Genomic DNA, 19,961 nt, shown 5'->3' on the forward strand with positions numbered 1-19,961 from the left:
TTGTTTCTTCTATTCTATACATCTAAAATAGGATCATTATATAAAAAGGATGAACGCCATGATCAAATCAATAACCGTCCACGAACTCTATTTCGTCTATCAAAAGAAGGATGTTGTAATTCTAGATGTCCGAAAAACGAATGAGTATATAAAAAAACACCTAAGTCATTCGATATCCATCCCTATTACCAGTTTGCCAGCCCAATTAAATAATCTCGATACAAAAAAACAGTACTACATTGTCGGAGCATCTAACCATTCAGCACAAGAAATCACTAGTTACCTAATAGAAAACGGATTGCAAGCAACTTATGTGATCGACAACATGAAGTTATTTGAAAGTCGTGAATTAACTAGTCCTCTTTGATCGTACTGGAAAATAACTTACTTTTTATCAGTAAAAATACTTGATAGCCTTTTCTGTTTCAAGTAAACTGGTATTGTTAGCAGTAAAGTTAACAATTACGACTAAAGGAGAGAGATTATGGCATCAGTATTAGTAATCAAAGGACATCCACTAACTGCACAAGAATCACGTTCAGTTAACGCATTAACTAGTTTTTTAACTAGCTACAAAGAAAATCATCCAAACGACGAGGTAACTGTTTTAGACCTTTATCGTGATGATATCCCAGAAATTGATGAAGAATTGCTTTCTGGATGGGAAGCGCTTCGTGCAGGTGCAGATTTCTCTAGTCTATCTGAAAACCAACAACAAAAAATTGCTCGTTTCAACGAATTGACAGAGCAATTCCTAGCAGCAGATAAAATCGTTATTGCCAATGCTTTATGGAATTTGAACATTCCTACAAAATTAAAAGCTTGGTTTGATACAGTCAATGTTGCTGGTAAAACTTTCAAGTATACTGAAAATGGTCCTGTTGGCTTAGTTACTGGTAAAAAAGCACTACACATCCAATCAAATGGCGGAATCTACAATGGACAAGATTTTGCTTCTCAATATGTAAAAGCAATCTTGAACTTTGTCGGCATCGATCAAGTCGACCAATTATTTATCGAGGGGATCGACTATACACCTGATCGTGCAGAAGAATTGATGCAAGCTGCCTTAGATAAAGCAACTGCATTCGGTAAAGACTTCTAGTCACTATTAGGTAAATCTTTCTCTTAAAATGTTGAGAAAAGAAAAAGGATTTCATGAACATTCACAATAAATGTTCATGAAATCCTTTTTTATTTGTTGCAAAGTGGCTGATTTGCGACGCTAAAATTCATTAATAACCATATCTAATACTAGAAATAGCCATCAGTTCACGTAGCTTTTCGGATTGATGCTCGTTGAGAGAGGCGCCATCTTTTTTCAATGCATTAGATATATCTAAGTTCATACGGCTTAGAATGAACGGCACTGATGCTCCATCATTTTGTAATTTTTCTAGATAAGCGTGTAAAACCTCTCTAAGCGATTCATTTCCAAGGTCTAACGCTAAATCAGCTATCAATTCATTAATGATTGTTTCTGCTGTTTTGCGTCGATCGTTTCCACCAGAAAACCATCTTAGATGACTCATTTACTGTTGCTCCTTTGCTTAATTTCAAGGAATATTACTATAGTCTTACGCAAAATAAACTTTGGTTAAAATCAGATGTTATTAAAAGAAAGGAAGTAGGACATTAGTCCTCTCCCACCACCTAAAACCGAATAAACGGCGGGAGCAGAAGTAAACTCTTCTGTCCCAACCTCTTTCTTGAACCAACTAAATAGGCACTGGAGAATCCTATGAACATACCTAAAGTAATCCACCATTTGAATGGACGGTTTAATAGATAGGATGAGCCCCAGTTTAAAAGTAGCGACAAAAGAAACGCACCAAAAATTATTTTCAACTCTTTCATACGTCCCCCTTTTTTATCCAGCTAAACAGCTTTGGCATGCTAGCGTGTTGGTTCAAAATAAGATAGAAATCATTTTACTCTAGGCTATATTTCCTTCTTTAATTTTCAACATTACGAACATAGTCATCAAAATACTGGATCAAATCATTTTTGATCTTTTGGTATTCTTCTTCACTATACTCTTTGTCTTCGATTTTTCCTTGAAAAAACGGAATCTCTAATTCTTCACGTAAACGGTCTAATACTTCTTCTTTATTCATGTCACTACTCCTTAATCAAAGTAAACACAGACACACTCAGGTGCATAGATGTCTTTTTGGATCAATGTCAATTCTCCAGTTGTAGCATCACGTTTGTACAAGGTAAGATTATCCGTATTCTGGTTGGCAGATACCACGTAATCATTTTCTGGATCTAAGGCGAAATCTCTTGGGAAATCTCCTTCAGTTGAGATTGTCTGTACGTGTTCTAAATGTGAACCTTCTTCATTCACAGCGAATACAGCAATCGAATTATGTCCCCGATTTGATGCGTAGACAAAACGTCCATCGTTTGAAATACGGATGGCAGCCCCACCATTTTCTTCGGTGAATCCTTCAGGCAATGTGCTGATTTTTTGCACTTCTTTGAATTCGCCTGTTGTTTCATCATAGGAAAGAACACGAACTGTACTATCTAACTCACCAAACAAATAGACGAATTGATTATTAGGATGAAAAACTAAATGACGTGGGCCGGTTCCTGGCTCTACTTCTAATACAGCTTTTACAGCTAATTTCCCATTTTCATCTACATCATATGTGTACACACGATCAGTTCCTAGATCACAGACAGCTAATCGTTGGTCAGGTGTTAAGTCTGTGTAATGGACATGGGCATGATCTTGGTTTTTGTGTGGACCAGTCGGTTCTTGATGAAAGACTGCATCTGTCGCCTCTAAACTACCGTCTTCAGTGATACGATAAACATTGACTTCTCCTTTATGATAATTTGCGCCATAAACCAGTTGGCGTTGCTCATCGACTGTCACGTAACACAAAGGTGCGCCGGCTTCTGTTACCGCATTCAAAAAATTATATGAATGATCGTATGCACCGACTCCACCTAACCCATCGACACTTGTTACTGTGTAAAGATTACCTGCATCGCTTTTTGTCACATACGTTGGGCTATTTTCTTTTGTCACTAACGTTAGATTCTCTAAAGTGCCTTTATCTGTATCTAATTCGATTTGATAAATTCCTTCACTTTTTCGTCTTGTATATGTTCCTAGAATGATTTTTTTTATCATTTTGATCCTCCTCAAATTAAGAATTCTAATTTATTCTATCATACATCCATTCATGTCGTTAATCAAAGAGAATATGTTATACTGTTTTTGTAACCATAGAATCATTGATTTTTTAGGAGTAAAGGAGAGAAATGAGATGACTCAAGCAACGATAACAGAAATTGGCACGTCAGCAATCAATTCAGAGGAACCTATGCTGATTTTATTCGATCAGTCGGCAACATCCGCGTTGCGTGACTATACGATCATTCAAGAATTTAGTACAAAAGAGAATTTTTCACTTAATCAAGGTGATCAAATTTCTTTTGATCATCAAGAATATACCATCGAACATGTTGGTCCGTTGGCCAATGAAAACTTAACAACGGTTGGTCATGTGACTCTGGTTTTTGAACAACCACCAGCAGGTAACAGAATCGTCAATGGAATCTATTTGTCCCCTTATCAACTACCAGAAATCACTGTCGGCACGACCATCGACTATAAGCAGGTGAACTAATGGAAGAGGATAAAAAAAGAAAAATCAAACCTGTTTCATGGTTTTGGCGTTGGTTTTTGAATAATCAAGTAGTCACGGCTTTATTAGTCGTTCTTTTGGTCTTACTGATCGTTTTCTTATTTACGAAAGTCTCTTATCTTTTTGAGCCCATTTGGCAGTTTCTAGCGATCGTTAGTTTACCGATCATTCTATCAGGTATCTTATATTACCTGATGAATCCTGTCGTCGATTATTTTGAAAAGAAAAATATTCCAAGGCTCTATAGCATCATCGGTTTATTTATACTTGTTATCGCTTTGATCGTCTGGGGAAGTGTAGTGATCATCCCGAAAATCCAAGAACAAACCGTCAGCTTTGTCAGCAATTTTCCACAATACGTCGAGACCATCGATGACAAATTAACCGAGATTTTTCGTGATCCACTATTCAGTCAATTTAGAGAGCAACTGGAAAATACAGGCGATCAGTTTATGAATTCTGCTGGCGATATTTTACAGAATCTATCAAAAAGCACCGTTCAAAGCTTAGGGAGTTTTGTTGGCGCTGTAGCTACGATCGTTGTTGCCGTATTGACGATGCCGTTTATTTTATTTTATCTGTTGAAAGATGGAAAACAATTAGCACCTTATTTGGTCAAGTTCTTACCCACTCGTATGAGAGTGCCTACGTTAAAAGTCTTAGGTGAGATGAACAGCCAAGTCTCTTCTTATATTCGTGGACAGCTGACTGTGGCTTTCGCAGTTGCGGTGATGTTCATGATCGGATTTGCAATCATCGGGTTAGATTATGCTGTCACTTTAGGAATCATTGCCGGTTTCTTGAACTTGATCCCTTACTTAGGTTCATTTTTAGCGATGATCCCTGCGGTATTTTTAGCCATCGTTGCAGGACCAATCATGTTGGTCAAAGTATTGATCGTTTTCGCCTTAGAGCAAACAATCGAAGGCCGTTTGATCTCGCCACTTGTACTTGGCAATCAGTTGTCGATCCATCCAGTGACGATTTTACTTGTCCTATTAACATCCGGAAAATTATTTGGTGTGGTCGGTGTGATTTTAGGGATACCTGTCTATGCCGCAGCGAAAGTATTGATTTCTCACATTTTTGAATGGTACACTACGATTTCTTCCCTTTATGAAGAAAAGCAACAAGAATAAATGAAAAGCCGAGATGATCGAGAATAGGAACCCTATTTTCAGTCGTCTCGGCTTTTTGATTATTTCATCAATAAGTTAGTCATTTTTTGGATTGCTGCGGAAATATCATCTGTCGCTTGGTCTTGTTTTGCTTCTGACGCATCAAATTGTTCAGCATCGATGCCTTTTTCTGGTTGGATGCTTTGAGTCATTTCTTCACAACCAGCTACATAATTTTTGTAGGCTTTTTCAAAGTTCTTATGGATACCCATTACTTTGGCTGGTGGACGCAACGTACTGATTTTCTTTAGCATATTGCGATATTTTTCAGTACCTTGGTCAAATAACTCAACCGTCTCAACAAGCTCGGCTTGCGTTAGTTCAGCTGTTTTCTTTTGATCGATTGCTTCTCTGATTTTTTCATATTTTGGGTGCATCGTTTCGCCGATTGCTTCTGTTTCTTTCACGATTTTATCGACTGTCTGCACGTAATAACCGAGATTCGGTAACATAGGTTTTCCTACTTTCTTCTTTTTCTTTCTCTATTTTACCTGTTTATTCTAGTAGAAAACAAGTCATTACATCAATAAAATGTTATTTTTATCGTTTATTTTTCATAAAATCCTGCATCCAAACTATATTGTTCTCCTGAAACTAGATCATATTGGATCAAGTGATACGCCTCGTATACTTCCTCTTGCGCCTGATTCAACTGAGCTTCTTTTCCCCATTGGCCATTTTGAAAATACAGTTCTCGTTCGAACGCGGGAATAGCCGACTCCATTTCAAGCAGTAATTGATAAAAACCAGTGGTCTTTTGATTCGTTTGTTCTAAAAGATTCGCTGCAAAATAAAAAGGGCTAGTGACAGCATCATTGGTTTCACGTTTCTCTAACTCACCTGCTGTATCGAACATGAGAAACTCTGTCTGATGTAAGGCTTGTTTCTCATTTTTGTTTTTGATCTCGTCCGAATAGATCCCCGGTAAATGATCTCCCCAAAAAACGACTAGTGTTCTTCTTGGCGTATCTTTCAGCGCTTCAGTGAATGCTTTCAATGCTTGACTACTATAGGCAATATCTTGCAAATAATTGTTGAGTGTATCTGTTCCAGTATCATCTTCTGTTGTAGCCGAAAAATCCAATTGCGAATACTTGCCTGCATAAGGCATGTGAGTCTGCATCGTGACTAGATGGACAAACTGAGGCGTTTCCTCATCTTTTAATAAGTCTAAAATTTCTTTATAGGCAGACTCATCTGAAATATATGGATTATTATCAATGGTATCGGTGTAAGTCATATTTCCCTCGCTGATAAACGAATCAAACCCTAGCGTCTGATAGACATCTTCACGTTTATACATCGATGTATTATAAGGATGGATCGCCGTTGTTCGATAGTTTTGTGCATTAAGTGTGGAAACAAGCGATGGTAATTGATCCAGCTTGGGAACGAGCATCGTATATGGTGTGGTCATTTGACCATTGAATAGTGCCATGGATAGACCCGTTAAGGCTTCAAACTCAATATTTGCTGTTCCACCACCATAATTTTGCGAAAGCATTCGGCCACTATAGGTTTGATTTGCCACTTCACGATAGTCAGCTAAGGGATCACCGGTCACCGTTACACCATTTAGATGACTTGGATCAGAAAAGCTTTCACTCATCACATAAATGATATTTGGCTGCTCATCACTTGCCGTTTGATTTTTTTCGTCTGCGGTTGCTTGATATTTTTTAGTGATTTCATTGATTTTTTCTTTTGAATAACCTTCTGGTCGTTCCATCGGTTCAACTTTTAGATTGTACAAAAAGCCACCAATGAATCCTGTATTATAATAATTCATTTTTTGACTATAAGGAATCCACAAAGCCGTTTGATTATAAGCTTTACGCAACAAATTATTGGGATTATTGAAGTTACTGAAATAACCCATCATTGCAACGGTCATGACTAAAGTCAAGATACGATAGATTTGGAATGTTCGATCTTTTTTGAAACTACGGACAATTGCCCAGACCACTCCACCAAAGGCAAGGATCGCTAGTAGCATCAACCCAATAAAAATCGGTGTTCCGGTCATGTCTTTGAGTAAATTGAACTCTGTGATCATCTTTAAGTCATCTGGATAGATTGGTTCTTGACGATAGCTCATTTTCAAGTAATTTGCAAAACCTAATATACCGATACTTACGAGATAAAAAAGCAGACCAAATAAGTAAGAACCCGCGAAAGCGACCATAAATAAAAAGACAGTAAGTAATACGAAACAAGCAAGTAAAAATTTTTCTGTGTGCCATGAAAAAGCAAATTTCAAGGCTAAATCAACTGAAAGATTATTCTGGCACCATTGTAAATACAAATTACTTATAAGTATCAGTAAGACTGTTACTACCCCCAGAGTAGTGATTCGTAGAATTTTTTGTTGTTTGGTTGAAAGCTTATCTAAATGTTTGTTCAAGAGAGCGCTCCTTCACTTTTTCTAAACTACTTTAACGCCTATTTTATTCTAGTCGCTTCACAAATGAAAGTAAAGTTCAAAAAACAAGTAGTCTGAACGACCAATTTTATAAAAAAATAAATAGAAAACAAAAGGAATGAAACTGTGTCTTAGTCTCTCCAGCTCGCAAAGAATAAGCGGTAATAGCCACAATTTTGAACAACAAATTGTGGCTATTACCGCTTATTTCTTGAAGGGCTTTATTGAAATGATGCTCAAATATCAGCCGAATACGCAACTGGTTCACCAAAAACTGGGAATCCCTCTGTGTCCCACGAAAATACTTGTGCGTTGGCATGACGATTGGGATTGTTCAGAGGATCGATTCCTTCATTTTTTTCTGGTCGTGCATGGTAAACTAATACATCTTCTTTGCCATCTTCTGAGAGAGTAAAGGAGTTATGTCCCGGTCCAAACTGCTTATTTTTCTCCGAAGAGACAAAGACAGGTTTAGGATTTTTATGCCAAGAATAACCGTCAAGTAGATCCGCTGACTCTTCTGCCCACAGCAAACCCATCGCATAATTTTCATCCGTGGCACTCCCTGAGTAAGTGATGAATATTTTCCCGTTACGAACCAGTACGGCTGGTCCTTCATTGACTGCAAATCCTTGCTTTTCCCAAGAAAATTCTGGGATGGCTAATAATAGTTGTTTTCCGGTCAGTGTCCAAGGATTTGCCATTTCTGATAAATAGAGATTGGAGTTTCCCGGAATACGCGGGTCTAATTGCGCCCAAACATAATACAACTTTCCTTGATGTGTAAAAGTCGTGCCGTCTAAACTAAACGTATCTGTAGCAGTGATGATTTGCCCTTTTTCTTCCCAATCAGTATTCATTGGGTCAATGGACGTGTTTTCAAGAACGAACATCCGATGGTGATGATCCCGATCACGAATCTCTGCATGATCACTGGCTGCAAAATAGATATACCACTTTCCTTGGATATAATGGATTTCTGGTGCCCAGATCAACTGACTCATGAGTCCAGTTTTAGGTGCATGCCAAACCAGTAACTTTTCTGCATGCTTCAAGCCATCGATCGTTTTCGCACGTCTCAATTCGATGGACTGATAACCAGGTAGAGAACCCGTAAAATAATAGTAGCCGTCCGTATGTTTGTAGATCCAAGGATCGGCTCGTTCAAGGACGATTGGATTAGCATAAGTTGTTTTTTTCATAAAGGTTCCTCACATTTTTTTAGTCTGATGACATTCCAAGAATATGCTTCAAGCACCATATGGATCTTGTTCTTTTCATTTACATCGATTACTTGTTCTATCGGCTGGATCGTATTCGGAGCGTCTTTCGTATTTTTATCTAGTAAATGATCACTTTTTACGACTAGTTGGACTGCTTTAGTCTCCAGCTCAAAATCATGCGTTGTCGTAATGGACACTTTTTCTTCTGTGCGATTCACTAGAAACAGTACGATTTCTTGCTCATTTTCGACAACTACGCTATCAATGATCGGCACTTCTTTTCCAGTATCACAGTCATAAGTGGGACAAAACGTTTGTTGATCTAATACAGTGCCTTTCGCATATTTTGCCAGATGTTGCACCACATAATAGGTCGGATTTACCCATGCGATCCCATTTTTCTCTGTTAGGATAAGCGGGATGGTATTGACTAAAAGCGATTGGCAAGCAATTTTGACACGATCTGCATGCCGTAAAATCGCAAGACCTAACGTGCCGAACAGTAATGTATCTTCCATGGTGAACTGGCACCAATCGATTGGTGACCCCTCTTGGAATTTTTGATAGGTTTGTTCTGGTTGGCTATGAACATTCCATTCATCAAAAGCTAAGTACATCGTCTTGTCACTGCGTAGATAGCCTTTCACATAGTCACACGTCGCAATGATCTCTTCGATTTGTCGATCAAACCGTTCCGCTTTAGCTAAGTAAGTTTTGGTATCTGCTCGCTCATTTTTTGGAGGTTTAGTTAAATCTTCTTCGTCATATTTATCGATGTAATTATGCAAAGCAATATAATCTACGTTTTCATATGCTTCTTCTAAAGCGATTCGGTCCCATTCAGGATAAGACGCTAAGCGTGGCGTCGAACTACCGACTAAAATCGTTTCGATCGATTCATCGACTAATTTCATCGCTTTGGCAGATTCATTGGCTAACCTGCCATACTCATAGGCACTTTTTGCGCCAATTTGCCAAGGCCCGTCTAACTCATTTCCTAAGCACCAAAGTTTCACGTTAAAAGGTTGCTCTTGTCCGTTTTGTTTGCGTAACTCACTCCAAGAGGTTCCTTGAGGAAAATTACAATACTCTACTAGATTACGTGCATCATCGATTCCTTTTGTGCCTAGATTCACCGTCATGATTGGCTCCGCTTCTACCATGTCTAACCATTTGAAAAATTCATGTAGCCCGAATGTATTTGGTTCGATTCCTTGCCATGCAAGATCGATTTTTTTTGGACGCTCGTTGACTGGACCAATCGTATCTTGCCAGTCATATCCTGAAGTGAAATTCCCTCCAGGATAACGGATCACCCCTAAAGACAGTTCTTTTACATAAGAAAGTACATCCTGTCGAAAGCCATTCTTATCCGCGGTCGGATGTTCTGGTTCAAATATTCCGTTATACACGACACTTCCCATATGTTCAACAAAAGAACCGAAGAGTCGTGGACTGATAGCTCCTTTAGAAAATCCTTGACGTACCTTTAATTCAACTTTTTTCATTGCCACACTCCTTTCCTATTTATGTTTCCCACTAAATGATTGATCAACCACCAAACCCCACCTGCTAATATAAAAATAATCGGCGGAAACATAAACACAAGCACAAGAAAAACTAATAATATGCCACAACATACAAGATTCTTCAAAAAGTTGGTCAACACCCACAACGTACTTTCTTGAAAAAGTACCTTTCCGGAAAGAGCGTCATTTTGGGCAAGAGAACTACACCAAGAAAGTAAAAACATCGTAAAAACCAACATTGTTACATACCCACAAATCACTAACCAAATAGCAGATTCTTGCAAAATAAGATTCATCGCAAAATAACTGATGATGGTCACGCAACTCATCACTAATTGAAGGAAAAACTTACGCTTAAAGCCCTGCAAAAAGGAATAGCAAACATGCCCTGATTCGCCATTCTTCCATTTATTCAACGCTGTAAAGACCCCTGTTGTGGCTGGTACTACTGTGACTAAAGGCAAAGAAACGACGACCCATAAAATCCCTAATAAGATATGATCGGAAATTTGGATCAATTGACCATACCATTTTGTTTCGACTAATTTCATCTTCTCACTCTTTCATGCCAGACATTGCAGTTCCTTGTACAAAGTATTTTTGAGCAAAAATATAAATGATCAACAATGGCAACATCGAAATAACTGTTCCTGCCATCACCGGTCCATAAAATGATATATTTTGTCCGGTGAATAAAGCTAATCCTGCAGGTAACGTCCGCATTTTCGAACTTGTTGTCAAAATCAGTGGATACAATAAATCATTCCAACTGTTCATCAACGTAAAGATTGCTAGTGATAGAAGTGTTGGCTTGCTCAAAGGCAACATGATCTTCAAGAAAATCTTGAACTCACCTAACCCGTCAATACGTGCGGCTTCTTCCAATGAATCTGGTAAAGTCACAAAAAACGACCGCATCATAAATATCCCAAAAGCAGTAGTCATCCGAGGAATGATCAATCCGGCATACGTATCTAACATACCTAAAAAGTTTGCTTGGATGAACAGTGGGATCATGAAGACTTGAAATGGGATCATCATCGTTAACAAAACAAAGTAAAACAACACCGATTTCCCTTTGAAGCGCATCCGAGCAAAAGCATACCCTGCAAGAGAATCAAAGAAAACAGAAGTGATCACTGTCCCACCTGCAAAGATCACTGTGTTTTTGATGTAATCTAACAACGGAATAGTCGTCCAAACCTTGATATAATTCTCAAAGGTATATTCATCTGCAAAAATTCTCGGGGGAAAAGAAATAATGTCTTTTTCATATTTGAACGAGGAAATGATCAACCATAGAAAAGGAAAAGCGATAATCAATAATACGAGTAACATTCCGACGACACGCAACCATTTCTTTCCATCAAACTTTTTCCGACGATTCGTTGAAACTGCTGTATAACTTTCCGAAAGCATATTATTACTCCCCCCTATTTCATTTGTTTTTCTTTTCTTGACATATATAAATTGGTCGAAATTGCCAACACAGCTACAATGACAAACAGTACTGAAGATAATGCGGAAGCATAGCCTAACTCATATGGAGCGGTGAAGCCGCGACTATAAATGTATTGGACAGCTGTTTCCGTTTTGAATTGTGGTCCGCCGTTCGTTGCCACATATACTTGGTCAAACACTTGCATGGAACCAATCAGGTTGGTCAAGATACAAAAACCAAGAGATGGGACGATCTGCGGTAACGTGATATTAAAGAATTGTTGACGATTGGTTGCTCCATCCATTTGCGCTGATTCGTAAAGCGAAGGGGAGATTCCTTGAATAGCAGTGATCAGGATCGTCATCGTGACACCGAAATTTTTCCAAACCGTCATCAGCGCAACTGTTGGCATTGCTAATGTTGGATCACGGAAAAATTGTGGAATCGGCAAACCTACTTGTGAGAAAAGGTAAGGGATAGCCCCAACGTTTGGGTCAAGCAACATTGAAAAGATGATTGCAATGGATGTTAAGGAACAAATAACAGGGATATAAAAAGTTGAGCGACAAAAGCGATTGAAACGAGTATTCTTTGACAAGATCACCGCAGCTAATAAACCAACGATAATCTGTGTTGGTGTTTCAAGTAAGGTAAAATACAACGTATGGAAAAGTGAATTGACCGCACGTTCATCCCCAAAGATCCGCAAAAAATTATCCATGCCTACGAACTCTCTTGAAGTAAAAAAGATGTTCAAATCAGTAAAACTGATCGCAAATGTACCAATCAATGGCACCACTGTGAATAACAGTAGAATCAAAAAGGATGGCACTAAAAACAAATAAGCCGCTCGATCCGGTCGGTTCCAGTATCTGGTGAATGCTTTCATTTCGTCTATTTCCCCTCTTTCTTATTCGATGGATTCCTTGATGAACAGTTCAAGCGATGAAAAATCAGCCCAAGAAAGGAAAGAAGTTTTTCTCGAAAAAGGAAAGCGAAAGCAATAAATATGTTTTTGCAATTTATAGGACTTTCGCCTTATCCTCTACGAGATTCCTTCTATTTCTTTCGTTGTTTTGATTTCATTGTGAACTGTTACTCGATTATTCCTTCAATAGATCATTGATCTGATCATCTGCATCATTCATGAGTTGCTCTGGATCTTCACCAGCCAACAATTTTTCGATCAATGGATTAATGATGTCATTATTGATTGCTGCGATTTTCGTGAATCCTGGTAGATAAGGTTCAGCATATTCCATTTGTTTGGATAGTTCCGATACGATAGGATCATTCTTCACTTCTTCATCTTCTGCGACAGATGATAAGTAGGCAGGGAAGCCATTTTCAATACTCCATTTTTTACCGATTTCACTTGTGTTCCAGTATTTTAGGAATTCATAGATTGCCTCTTTTTTGTCACTATCTGTACTTGCTGGGATTGCATAACCAACACCATCTAAAATCGCTGTTTTTTCACCGTCCGCACTTGCTTGCGGTAATGTCGTTACACCATAATCGATTTCGTTTGCTTTCAAGCCGTTATTCAACCACGGTCCGTTGATGATGATCGATAATTGTCCAGCGTTCATCAAATTATCCATTTCTGCTCCTGAAATCGATTCTGGTCCTGCTTTATCGACATGGATCATTTTTTGGATGGCTGTTAGTGTTTCAAGATTTTCTGGTGAAGCAAACTCAGATTTTGTATAGTCATCACTGACAAGTTTTCCTCCATTTGCCTTCATCCAGTTATAAAGTGGTGCAGTACCGTCTTTATTGAAGACAAAACCTGAGACATTTTTACTACTATCGGTCAGTTGTGGAGCCATCTCTGTTAATTCTGTCCAAGTAGTTGGTGGTGTTGTTTCATCCAAGCCAGCTTGTTTGAATAATTCTTTGTTCCAATACATATACATCCCTTGTACTTGCATCGGAATAAAGTATTGCTGATCATCCACCATTCCTAGATCTACCGCAGTATCTTTGAAATCTCCTTTATCCACACCGTCATATTCCCAGAAATCATCTACAGGCTGCACAGCCCCATTCTCCACATATTGAGCAAAATCAGCGTAGTTCAGTGCAACAAAATCTGGTGCTTTTCTCGAAGAAATAGCCGTTGGTAATTTTTCATTCAAATTAGCCCATGTCATCACATCCATCTCAATCGTGATGTTTTTGTCATTATTCTTATTAAAATCATTGACGATCTCTTGTAAGATCTCTCCGTCAGAAGCTGTAAACCCATTCCAAAAAGAGAGTGTGACTTCTCCGTCATTTTTACTTTGAGAAGAAGCACCACCGCCACAAGCACCTAATATTCCAGTCGCAGCTAACAACAATGAACCAATCATCAATTTTTTTCCTCGCATCTCTATCTCCTCCTTATTTGTTCGGGGTCAAGCTTGTACGGATCACATTCCAAGATAACGGTTTCAATTTGCAATTCAACTGATTTTCTTTATGTTCGTAGGCTTTTGAAGACACAGGTTTGATTTGCTCATTTCCTGCTTGATTGACCGCTTTGATTTCATAGCCAGACATCTCTGAAAAATCAATGACTTCCTTAATCTTTAAGTCAGAAAATTGTAGATCTAAACTCATCTCTTCTTCTCCACGATTCACTGCAAAGATCACCAACTCATTTTTTTCTTCATTCAGCACCGCGATACTTTCTAAATATGGAACTGTATCAAATTCACTCGTTGCATACGTATCGACAGTGATTTCAGGTCGTAAAGCAATACCTTGCCCTAAAGTCGCGACTTGCATAAATGGATAATAGATTGTTTGACGCCATGCTTCACCGTCTTCTTCTGTCATGATCGGAGCAATTACGTTGACTAGCTGCGCCAGACAAGCAATTTTTACTCGATCAGAATGTTTTAACAAAGTGATCAATAAACAGCCCAATACTAAAGCATCCTCAAAATTATAGTGATCTTCTAATAAAGGTGGAGCCACTTGCCATGGCTTGACTGTTTGATCATGTTCTGTCGAATGATACCAAATATTCCATTCATCAAAAGATAGATTGATTTGTTTCTTGCTGTGTTTTTTCGCCTTGATTGCATCACACATCGCAACAACACCAGAGATGAACTGATCCATATCGACTGAACGAGCTAAATAATTTTTCAAATCATTTGTTTGATTGCCATAATACTGATGCAATGAAAGATAATCGATTTGTTCATAGGCTTGATCCAATACAGTCAATTCCCACTCACCGAACGTCGGCATTTTACCATTCGAGCTACCACATAAAACGACTTCGATCGATTCATCGACAAGTTTCATTGCTTTTGCTGTTTCTTCTGCCAGCCGTCCGTACTCCGCTGCTGTCTTATGACCGATTTGCCAAGGACCATCCATTTCATTGCCTAAACACCACGTCTTGATCGCAAAAGGTTCGGTTTGTCCATTTGCTATTCTTTGCTCACTCCAATAAGTACCACTAGGATAATTGCAATATTCTACTAGATTTCTTGCAGCATCTAAGCCACGTGTTCCAAGATTGACAGCCATATTGATCTCAGCGCCCACTTCTTGACACCACGCAGCAAATTCATGCACACCCACTTGATTTGTTTCTAAAGATCGCCAAGCAAGGTCTAATCTTTTCGGCCGCTCCGCTATAGGCCCCACACTATCTTCCCAATTGAACCCAGAAACAAAATTCCCACCTGGATACCGGATCAATGGTACCGATAATTCTTTGACTAGCTCCATAACGTCTTGGCGAAATCCCTTATCATTTGCAGTCGGATGATCTGGTTGATAGATCCCTCCATACACTGCACGTCCCATATGCTCAATAAACGAGCCATACAAACGACGATCGATTTCCCCTATCTTTTGCACACGACTAACTGACATTACAGCTTCCATATGTCCCCTCCTTTAATTTATACATGAATCATATCTTTCTTTGAAAGCGTTGTCAATAATAATATTATTAAATATAAAAATATTTTTACATTATAATTAACATAAATGTTAATTATATATATTAGTTTTATGATATTAACCTATAAATTAATATTTATGTTAATATATAGTTAAACAAAAACCTAAATAAGAGGTGAAAAATCATGCAACTCCAAATCAATGAAGAATCGTTACCTGTTTATGAAGCTTTAGCTAGTAAAACAAGGATAAAAATCATCCAGTTACTTTCAAAAAACAAAATGAATATCAAAGAGCTTGCCCAAGCACTCGGTATCAGTAGCGCGATTACAACAATGCATGTAAAAAAACTTGAAGAAGCAAATATCATCAAATCTGAAAAAATAGGCCAAAAAAAAATTTCCAGCTTACGTGTCGATAAAATCAACATCACGTTTCCAGAAAAAATCTTCAATGCCTTTGATACGAAAGAAACATCGATCCCTATCGGTCATTATACCCGCTATTCGATCGAGCCGACATGCGGTCTGGCAACGATCCATGACTTTATCGGCAAAGTCGATGAACCACGTTATTTTGCCGATCCACGACGAATGGATGCTCGGATTCTGTGGTTTACAAGCGGATTTGTTGAATATCAAACACCAAACTTTTTAAACGAAGAAGATACCTTGGAAATGTTGGAATTGTCCGTTGAACTATCTTCCGAGTTTCCCTTTTCGAACGACAATTGGCCATCGGATATCACTTTCAGCCTAAACGGTGTGGAATTAGGTAACTGGACAAGCCCAGGAGATTTCGCAGACATTCGTGGAAAACATACCCCGGACTGGTATCCAGATAATCTAAACCAATACGGACTATTGAAAACAATCCGTATCACTAAACATTTGACCAATATCAACGGCGAACCATTATCTGAAATCACGATCAATGACATCCCAAGAAACGAAGACGTCTGGACCTTCCGCATCGAAGTCAAAGAAGACGCCAAAAACGTCGGTGGCTGCACCCTATTCGGCAAAGGCTTCGGCAACTACGACCAAGATATCAAGATGAAGGTGTATTATAGTTAAGGTTGTGAAAGAAGCGGTCAGCACTGAGTAATAAGACAGAATCATCGAAAATGGTTTTTTCATTTTTGATGGTTTTGACTTATTATTGAAGTGTTGCTTCTTGAACACCGTTTATCTAGGTTGTGAAAAAAGCGGTTTGACCTGAGCAGTAAGATGAGAAATCAGAAAATAGCTTTCCATATTTTTTGATTTTTCAGCTTAATTTTGAAGGTCAGCTTTTTGAACACCGTTTATCTAAGTTGTGAGAAAGCCGTTTAGCTCCAAGTAGTAAGGCAGAACTTGAGAAAATAGCTTCTCATATTTTTTCAAGTTTTGACTTACTATTGAAGGAGCTGGCTTTCGAACACTGTTTATCTAGGTTGTGAAAGAAGCGGTCAGCACCGAATAATAATATCAATGAAAAGGAGTAATTTTATGGCTATCTATTCAAATAGTGTTATGACAGATTCACCTTTATTATTTATTTCCGGACAGACACCTCAAAAAGAGGATTACATTCCCGATGGTATCGATGAGCAAATACAAATCGTTGTTGAAAAAATAAATTCCATCATTATGGATAACGAAGCGAGTACCCAAAATATTGTCAAAATGAACGTGTATTTAACTGATGCTTCCTTTTTAGGATCACTTAGGTCGACACTTATAAAACTATATGGAGAAAATAAACCAGCAATGACAGTAGTAATAGTAGCTGGATTGATTGATCCAAGATTCAAAGTAGAAATAGATGCTATTGTCGCTATCAAATGATTTTCTTAAGGAACATCGATTTGTTTCAGACTGTCAAAGAGTGTCAATCAAGTATAGCCGATCCTATTTTGTTTCTTTCAATACTGACTCTTCCAATGTGGAAAACTTATTTTTTAAGCCTTCTTTTCTATGAGAATGAAGCAAAGCAATAAAAATCTTCACCTTAAAAATACACTGGAGAACAAAACGCGAATACAAACAAAAATAAACCGTTAATCCCTTGATCAACAAAGGATTAACGGTTCATTTGATTCGTTTATTTCACTTTATTTCCAAAAATCATCAAAGATCGAAATTGGCAAATGACGTTTATGCTGTGTTTTATTCCACCATTGCTCGATTTTTTGTTGTGCATCTACTGGAATTTCTTTCCCTTCCAAATAGTCGTCGATCTCATCATATGTGACACCTAATGCGACTTCATCGGCAATCATCGGCTTGCCTTCTTCAAGGTCAGCTGTTGGCACTTTGGTATAGAGATGTTCTGGCGCGTCTAAAGCCTTCAACAATGCTTTTCCTTGGCGTTTATTCAAGCGGAACAATGGCAAAATATCTGCCCCACCGTCTCCATATTTTGTAAAGAAACCAGTAATATTTTCAGCTGCGTGGTCGGTTCCGATCACAGCCCCTGCGCGTTGTCCAGCAACCGCATATTGTGTGATCATTCGTTGGCGCGCTTTGATATTTCCTTTATTGAAATCACTGATTTCCACACCTGCTTCAATCAATGCTTGCGTTTGCGCATCGACAGCGGGTTTGATATTTACACGTAATTGGACGTCTGGTTGGATAAAGTCTAACGCCGCTTTGGCATCTTCTTCATCTGCCTGTTCTCCATATGGCAAACGTACACCGATAAACTGGTAACTATCATCTTTCGTTTCTTCCCGCATTTCTTCCATTGCCAATTGTGCTAAACGTCCGGCTAAAGTAGAATCTTGTCCTCCACTGATACCTAAAACCAAGGTTTTTAAGAAGGGATTCTTTTTCAAATATTCTTTCATGAAATCGATACTCACACGAATTTCATTTTGAGGATCGATGACTGATTTCACGCCTAATTCTTCGATGATTGCTTGTTGTAAATGATTCATCTTCCATTCCTCCTATAGTTCACTCGTTAATTGTGTGACGCTTTTTTTCATTCGTTCCATGATTGCCATCTTATGATTCCAGCAATCTGTTGATAGATCCACAGGATATTTTTGCGGATTCAAATCACGTTTGTATTCTTCCCAAAGAGAATCTAAGTTTCCTCTGGTATACTCTTTGATTTCTTCTAATGTCGGTAAGTCATAGACTCTCGTTCCTTCAACAAAAATATCTTGTAAAATTGGCCGAGCTGTAAAATCACGAACAGTTTTATTGATAAAGGTATGTGTCGGGTGGAACATGAAGATCTCTTCTTCTTGTCGAGGATCTTCGTCCCATAGTGTCACATAATCGCCTTCTGATTTCCCATCAAAGTTACGAGTGATACGCCATACTTGTTTTTTACCTGGTGTAGTAACTTTTTCTGCATTGCTAGACAATTTGATCGTATCGATCATTTCACCTTGTTCATTTTCGATGGATACCAGTTTGAAGACTGCACCTAAAGCCGGTTGGTCATAGGCGGTGATCAACTTTGTTCCCACGCCCCAAACATCGATTTTTGCTTTTTGCATTTTTAAGTTTAAAATCGTCGCTTCATCTAAATCATTTGAGGCATAGATTTTTGCTTCTGTAAAACCAGCGGAATCTAATTGTTCTCTGACCCGTTTCGAAATATACGCCATATCACCACTATCGATACGTACGCCTTGGAAATTGATCTTGTTGCCAAGTTCTTTTGCCACACGGATCGCACTAGGAACACCCGATTTCAAGGTATCGTAAGTATCCACTAGAAAAACACAATCTTTATGTGTCTTTGCATACGCCATAAATGCTTCATAGTCATTCCCATAACTTTGAACAAGTGAATGAGCGTGGGTACCGCTTGCTGGAATCCCGAAAATTTTCCCTGCACGAACATTGCTCGTTGCATCTGCTCCACCAATATAAGCAGCACGAGTACCCCAAACCGCAGCATCCAATTCTTGCGCACGGCGTGTACCAAACTCCAATAATGGATCGTCACCGATCACTGATTTGATACGAGCCGCTTTCGTCGCGATCAACGTTTGAAAATTCACCATATTCAATAAGGCTGTTTCTACTAATTGACAATGGGCTAATGGGCCTTCCACTTGGATCAATGGCTCATTCGCAAAAACAAGTTCTCCTTCACGAGCGGAACGGACAGTCGCTTTGAATTTGAATTCACGTAAATACGTCAAAAAGCCTTCCGGATAAACAGCCATTTCGCGAAGATACGCAATATCTGTATCAGTAAATGTCAAGTTTTCTAAATAATCCACTAATCGTTCTAACCCTGCAAAAACAGCATAACCATGATTGAATGGCATCTCGCGGAAGTAACATTCAAAAACTGCATGTTTATCTGCTCTATCTAGTTCCCAGTAAGTCTGCATCATGTTGATCTGGTAAAGATCCGTATGTAGCGTCAAACTGTCATCTGAGTAAGTTGTCGTCATCTTTTTTATTGCTCCTCTTAGCCAATTTTCATTTCTTATCCATTATAACAAAAAAATACCCTAGTAAAAGAAATCTTGTTTTATTTTGTACAAAGTAAAGAAATAAGATAGGAGATTGTGAGAAAGCCGGGCAGCTCCGAGTAGTAAGGTAGAACTTGCAAAAATAGCTCCTCATATTTTTTG

Annotated in this window: 20 protein-coding genes; 6 read left to right on the forward strand and 14 right to left on the reverse strand. The window is 38.5% G+C overall.

What is annotated here, in order from left to right; all coding sequences use genetic code 11:
• The first annotated feature begins 58 nt into the window (after nucleotides 1–58).
• Both IGJ95_RS12105 and IGJ95_RS12110 read left to right on the forward strand, forming a co-directional pair.
• A complete protein-coding gene (locus IGJ95_RS12105; protein ID WP_010736660.1) occupies nucleotides 59–367 on the forward strand; it encodes a rhodanese-like domain-containing protein in 309 nt (102 codons plus the stop codon).
• Between the two features lie 117 nt (nucleotides 368–484).
• A complete protein-coding gene (locus IGJ95_RS12110) occupies nucleotides 485–1,105 on the forward strand; it encodes an NAD(P)H-dependent oxidoreductase (RefSeq protein ID WP_010736661.1) in 621 nt (206 codons plus the stop codon).
• Nucleotides 1,106–1,235: 130 nt separating this feature from the next.
• Here the strand turns inward: IGJ95_RS12110 and IGJ95_RS12115 are convergent, their stop codons facing one another.
• From IGJ95_RS12115 to IGJ95_RS12125, 3 genes are all read right to left on the reverse strand, one after another.
• Nucleotides 1,236–1,532: a bacteriocin immunity protein gene (locus IGJ95_RS12115; RefSeq protein WP_062806192.1), complete on the reverse strand. Its 297-nt coding sequence runs from the start codon at nucleotides 1,530–1,532 to the stop codon at nucleotides 1,236–1,238.
• 423 nt (nucleotides 1,533–1,955) lie between these two features.
• Nucleotides 1,956–2,117 carry a hypothetical protein gene (locus IGJ95_RS12120; protein ID WP_019724465.1) on the reverse strand — a complete coding sequence of 54 codons (162 nt, stop codon included), beginning with the start codon at nucleotides 2,115–2,117 and terminating at the stop codon, nucleotides 1,956–1,958.
• 11 nt (nucleotides 2,118–2,128) lie between these two features.
• Nucleotides 2,129–3,148, reverse strand: a complete 1,020-nt coding sequence (locus IGJ95_RS12125) for a lactonase family protein (protein ID WP_062806190.1) — start codon at nucleotides 3,146–3,148, stop codon at nucleotides 2,129–2,131.
• Nucleotides 3,149–3,284: 136 nt separating this feature from the next.
• Between IGJ95_RS12125 and IGJ95_RS12130 the strand changes: the two genes are divergently transcribed.
• Together IGJ95_RS12130 and IGJ95_RS12135 are read left to right on the forward strand one after the other, a co-directional pair.
• On the forward strand, nucleotides 3,285–3,647 hold the full coding sequence (locus tag IGJ95_RS12130) for a PTS glucitol/sorbitol transporter subunit IIA (RefSeq protein WP_062806189.1): 363 nt from the start codon (nucleotides 3,285–3,287) through the stop codon (nucleotides 3,645–3,647).
• Nucleotides 3,647–4,804 (forward strand): AI-2E family transporter, encoded by a 1,158-nt coding sequence (locus IGJ95_RS12135; protein WP_010736666.1) that lies wholly within the window; start codon nucleotides 3,647–3,649, stop codon nucleotides 4,802–4,804. The genes IGJ95_RS12130 and IGJ95_RS12135 overlap by 1 nt, the downstream gene beginning before the upstream one ends.
• Nucleotides 4,805–4,863: 59 nt before the next feature.
• On the opposite strand, the gene IGJ95_RS12140 is transcribed toward IGJ95_RS12135, so the two are convergent.
• The 9 genes from IGJ95_RS12140 to arfA form a co-directional block, all read right to left on the reverse strand.
• A complete protein-coding gene (locus IGJ95_RS12140; protein ID WP_019723602.1) occupies nucleotides 4,864–5,295 on the reverse strand; it encodes a hypothetical protein in 432 nt (143 codons plus the stop codon).
• 95 nt (nucleotides 5,296–5,390) lie between these two features.
• Nucleotides 5,391–7,247: an LTA synthase family protein gene (locus IGJ95_RS12145; RefSeq protein WP_062806188.1), complete on the reverse strand. Its 1,857-nt coding sequence runs from the start codon at nucleotides 7,245–7,247 to the stop codon at nucleotides 5,391–5,393.
• A gap of 254 nt (nucleotides 7,248–7,501) precedes the next feature.
• Entirely contained in the window at nucleotides 7,502–8,467 is a 966-nt protein-coding gene (locus tag IGJ95_RS12150) for a glycoside hydrolase family 43 protein (RefSeq protein WP_438761996.1), read from the reverse strand.
• Nucleotides 8,464–9,996 carry an alpha-N-arabinofuranosidase gene (locus tag IGJ95_RS12155; RefSeq protein WP_438761998.1) on the reverse strand — a complete coding sequence of 511 codons (1,533 nt, stop codon included), beginning with the start codon at nucleotides 9,994–9,996 and terminating at the stop codon, nucleotides 8,464–8,466. The genes IGJ95_RS12150 and IGJ95_RS12155 overlap by 4 nt, the downstream gene beginning before the upstream one ends.
• Entirely contained in the window at nucleotides 9,993–10,568 is a 576-nt protein-coding gene (locus IGJ95_RS12160) for a DUF624 domain-containing protein (RefSeq protein WP_062806185.1), read from the reverse strand. The genes IGJ95_RS12155 and IGJ95_RS12160 overlap by 4 nt, the downstream gene beginning before the upstream one ends.
• 4 nt (nucleotides 10,569–10,572) lie before the next feature.
• A complete protein-coding gene (locus IGJ95_RS12165; protein WP_010736672.1) occupies nucleotides 10,573–11,436 on the reverse strand; it encodes a carbohydrate ABC transporter permease in 864 nt (287 codons plus the stop codon).
• A gap of 14 nt (nucleotides 11,437–11,450) precedes the next feature.
• On the reverse strand, nucleotides 11,451–12,347 hold the full coding sequence (locus IGJ95_RS12170) for a carbohydrate ABC transporter permease (protein WP_010736673.1): 897 nt from the start codon (nucleotides 12,345–12,347) through the stop codon (nucleotides 11,451–11,453).
• 214 nt (nucleotides 12,348–12,561) lie between these two features.
• A complete protein-coding gene (locus tag IGJ95_RS12175) occupies nucleotides 12,562–13,833 on the reverse strand; it encodes an ABC transporter substrate-binding protein (RefSeq protein ID WP_010736674.1) in 1,272 nt (423 codons plus the stop codon).
• Between the two features lie 13 nt (nucleotides 13,834–13,846).
• Entirely contained in the window at nucleotides 13,847–15,352 is a 1,506-nt protein-coding gene (arfA, locus tag IGJ95_RS12180) for an arabinosylfuranosidase ArfA (protein WP_023520309.1), read from the reverse strand.
• 203 nt (nucleotides 15,353–15,555) lie between these two features.
• On the opposite strand from arfA, the gene IGJ95_RS12185 reads away from it, so the two are divergent.
• Together IGJ95_RS12185 and IGJ95_RS12190 are read left to right on the forward strand one after the other, a co-directional pair.
• Nucleotides 15,556–16,446, forward strand: coding sequence for an ArsR/SmtB family transcription factor (locus IGJ95_RS12185; protein WP_019723205.1), 891 nt, complete (start codon nucleotides 15,556–15,558; stop codon nucleotides 16,444–16,446).
• A gap of 414 nt (nucleotides 16,447–16,860) precedes the next feature.
• Nucleotides 16,861–17,199 carry a RidA family protein gene (locus IGJ95_RS12190; protein ID WP_194179566.1) on the forward strand — a complete coding sequence of 113 codons (339 nt, stop codon included), beginning with the start codon at nucleotides 16,861–16,863 and terminating at the stop codon, nucleotides 17,197–17,199.
• 266 nt (nucleotides 17,200–17,465) lie between these two features.
• Here the strand turns inward: IGJ95_RS12190 and nadE are convergent, their stop codons facing one another.
• Both nadE and IGJ95_RS12200 read right to left on the reverse strand, forming a co-directional pair.
• Nucleotides 17,466–18,293, reverse strand: coding sequence for an ammonia-dependent NAD(+) synthetase (gene nadE / locus IGJ95_RS12195; protein ID WP_023520311.1), 828 nt, complete (start codon nucleotides 18,291–18,293; stop codon nucleotides 17,466–17,468).
• A gap of 12 nt (nucleotides 18,294–18,305) precedes the next feature.
• Nucleotides 18,306–19,778 carry a nicotinate phosphoribosyltransferase gene (locus IGJ95_RS12200; protein WP_010736679.1) on the reverse strand — a complete coding sequence of 491 codons (1,473 nt, stop codon included), beginning with the start codon at nucleotides 19,776–19,778 and terminating at the stop codon, nucleotides 18,306–18,308.
• Nucleotides 19,779–19,961 lie beyond the last annotated feature (183 nt).

It is taken from the genome of Enterococcus sp. AZ156, assembly GCF_051714165.1.
Classification (GTDB): domain Bacteria; phylum Bacillota; class Bacilli; order Lactobacillales; family Enterococcaceae; genus Enterococcus_B; species Enterococcus_B pernyi.

Excerpts from the sequence above, each read along its gene's own strand:
- IGJ95_RS12115 (WP_062806192.1), bottom strand. The coding sequence starts at position 1,532 with ATGAGTCATCTAAGATGGTTTTCTGGTGGAAACGATCGACGCAAAACA.
- IGJ95_RS12105 (WP_010736660.1), top strand. The coding sequence starts at position 59 with ATGATCAAATCAATAACCGTCCACGAACTCTATTTCGTCTATCAAAAG.
- IGJ95_RS12200 (WP_010736679.1), bottom strand. The coding sequence starts at position 19,778 with ATGACGACAACTTACTCAGATGACAGTTTGACGCTACATACGGATCTT.
- nadE (WP_023520311.1), bottom strand. The coding sequence starts at position 18,293 with ATGAATCATTTACAACAAGCAATCATCGAAGAATTAGGCGTGAAATCA.
- IGJ95_RS12170 (WP_010736673.1), bottom strand. The coding sequence starts at position 12,347 with ATGAAAGCATTCACCAGATACTGGAACCGACCGGATCGAGCGGCTTAT.
- IGJ95_RS12140 (WP_019723602.1), bottom strand. The coding sequence starts at position 5,295 with ATGTTACCGAATCTCGGTTATTACGTGCAGACAGTCGATAAAATCGTG.
- IGJ95_RS12150 (WP_438761996.1), bottom strand. The coding sequence starts at position 8,467 with ATGAAAAAAACAACTTATGCTAATCCAATCGTCCTTGAACGAGCCGAT.
- arfA (WP_023520309.1), bottom strand. The coding sequence starts at position 15,352 with ATGGAAGCTGTAATGTCAGTTAGTCGTGTGCAAAAGATAGGGGAAATC.
- IGJ95_RS12135 (WP_010736666.1), top strand. The coding sequence starts at position 3,647 with ATGGAAGAGGATAAAAAAAGAAAAATCAAACCTGTTTCATGGTTTTGG.
- IGJ95_RS12120 (WP_019724465.1), bottom strand. The coding sequence starts at position 2,117 with ATGAATAAAGAAGAAGTATTAGACCGTTTACGTGAAGAATTAGAGATT.
- IGJ95_RS12155 (WP_438761998.1), bottom strand. The coding sequence starts at position 9,996 with ATGAAAAAAGTTGAATTAAAGGTACGTCAAGGATTTTCTAAAGGAGCT.
- IGJ95_RS12165 (WP_010736672.1), bottom strand. The coding sequence starts at position 11,436 with ATGCTTTCGGAAAGTTATACAGCAGTTTCAACGAATCGTCGGAAAAAG.
- IGJ95_RS12160 (WP_062806185.1), bottom strand. The coding sequence starts at position 10,568 with ATGAAATTAGTCGAAACAAAATGGTATGGTCAATTGATCCAAATTTCC.
- IGJ95_RS12185 (WP_019723205.1), top strand. The coding sequence starts at position 15,556 with ATGCAACTCCAAATCAATGAAGAATCGTTACCTGTTTATGAAGCTTTA.
- IGJ95_RS12110 (WP_010736661.1), top strand. The coding sequence starts at position 485 with ATGGCATCAGTATTAGTAATCAAAGGACATCCACTAACTGCACAAGAA.
- IGJ95_RS12125 (WP_062806190.1), bottom strand. The coding sequence starts at position 3,148 with ATGATAAAAAAAATCATTCTAGGAACATATACAAGACGAAAAAGTGAA.
- IGJ95_RS12175 (WP_010736674.1), bottom strand. The coding sequence starts at position 13,833 with ATGCGAGGAAAAAAATTGATGATTGGTTCATTGTTGTTAGCTGCGACT.
- IGJ95_RS12130 (WP_062806189.1), top strand. The coding sequence starts at position 3,285 with ATGACTCAAGCAACGATAACAGAAATTGGCACGTCAGCAATCAATTCA.
- IGJ95_RS12190 (WP_194179566.1), top strand. The coding sequence starts at position 16,861 with ATGGCTATCTATTCAAATAGTGTTATGACAGATTCACCTTTATTATTT.